The sequence below is a fragment of the Flavobacterium esculini genome (assembly GCF_048284325.1).
Taxonomy (GTDB): Bacteria; Bacteroidota; Bacteroidia; order Flavobacteriales; family Flavobacteriaceae; genus Flavobacterium.
Genome location: NZ_JBLVPI010000043.1, coordinates 1 through 1,973, shown reverse-complemented (window position 1 = coordinate 1,973; position 1,973 = coordinate 1). Strand labels below are relative to the sequence as shown.

Annotated in this window: 1 protein-coding gene; it reads right to left on the bottom strand. The window is 39.4% G+C overall.

Annotated features, from left to right (window positions below; translation table 11 throughout):
• The coding region (locus tag ACNQGG_RS17215) for an HYR-like domain-containing protein (RefSeq protein WP_417966075.1) at positions 1-1,973 on the bottom strand (1,973 nt) is incomplete at both ends.

Genomic DNA, 1,973 nt, shown 5'->3' with positions numbered 1-1,973 from the left:
ATTGATTGCGTTTCCACAAGCATCGGTCACGCTGTATGTTCTGATTGTAGTCTCGGTACAACCCACAACCGCAGGAGCGCTGTCGCCGACAAAAGCAACCACCGGAGTGGAACAGGCATCAGCTTCATTGGTCACCATAGTGATATCCGCAGCAGGGAAAGTTCCGTTGCAACCGTCAAGGGTAATGGCCGCAGGATTGGAAGCAGTCGGAGCCGTTGTGTCTTGAATTTTTATTGTTTGAATTGCCTTAGAAAAATTACCACAGGCATCTGTAACAGTCCATGTTCTTGAGATAACTTTATTACTTGTACATGAACTAGTTGGAGTCAGACAAACACTGTTAAAATCTATGCTACCATTAACACTTGCTTGTTTTCTTGAATAGATAAACCAAGTACCATTCATTGGTCCAGTAAGATTTTCAAAACTGGATGCATAAGATGTTAACCCAGTAATTGTATTTGGAGAAGTTATACCCCCGTTTGGAGTCATATTTTGATGTATTCCGTCTGGAATAAAATTAGCATTATTCCATTGGGTATAACCAGAGCTATTTGGATAAAATGTAGTTGAATATAATTCTTTAGTATTTGAGTTTGCATCGTCACAATTTCCGCCAGAACAATATGGACCAACTAATATTACTCCTTGTCCGCTAGGAGAAACTAAAGTGAATTCAGCTCTTCCTTTTCCTTGATTTGTTTCAAAGGATAAAGCAATTTTTTGAATATTACTTGCTGATAAATCATCAAATCCTGAAACTGTAAAGGGAAAATAATTACCGTTTCCAGCATTTATCGATCCATTAGTTTCTGTAACTCCAAAACATTCTGTATCGATATAAGTAACTGTTGGATTAGAATCGCAGGTATCATTTATGTTAGTTATATTACCGGTAATAGTTGGGTTAATATTTGTGATACAATTTTCACCACTATTTAGTGTAATGTTTTGAGGTGTAGTAAAAGTAGGGGCAGTTGTATCTGTTACATTTATAGTTTGTGAAGCCGTTGAAGAATTTCCACAAGCATCAGTAGCTGTCCAAGTTCTAGTTATACTGTATTTACCAGTACAAGTACCAGGAGTTGTTATATCGGTAGAAGTTAATGAGACATTTGAATTAATATTGTCGATAGCAGTAGCAGTTGCAAATAAAGGTAAGTTAGGACATTGAATAGTTGTTATTTCAGGTAATTGACTAATTACGGGAGGAATAGCATCTCCATCAATTAAAGTTACTGTTGCAGTTGCTGTACAATTGTTAGCATCAGTAACACTGTAAGTATAGGTTCCAGCAATTAGACCAGATGTAGCAGGATTACTCGATTTATAAGTATAAGTACCTGATCCACCGGTAGAAACTAAGGTAACAGAACCTGTTCCACCGAAACAATTGATTTTGGTTGCTGTTGCAGTTAGTATAATTTCAGTTGGCGCCGCATTGATGGTAACTGATTTTTCAACCGAACACCCATTGGCATCCGTTGCAGTATAGGTGTAATCACCCGCAGCTAGATTTGTTGTAGCGGTTGAACCAAAAGTAATGTTTCCGGTTCCACCGGTAGGTGTACTTAAAACCACAGCTCCTTTTTCGCCAAAACATTTAGGTTGAGTCGCCGTAGCCGTGAAACTGATTTCAGTTGGCGCCGCATTGATGGTCACTGATTTTTGAACCGAACACCCATTGGCATCCGTTGCAGTATAGGTGTAATCACCCGCAGCTAGATTTGTTGTAGCGGTTGAACCAAAAGTAATGTTTCCAGTTCCACCGGTAGGTGTACTTAAAACCACAGCTCCTTTTTCGCCAAAACATTTAGGTTGGGTTGCAGTAGCCGTGAAATTGATTTCAGTTGGCACCGCATTGATGGTCACTGATTTTTGAACCGAACACCCATTGGCATCCGTTGCAGTATAGGTGTAATCACCCGCAGCTAGATTTGTTGTAGCGGTTGAACCAAAAGTAATGTTTCCAG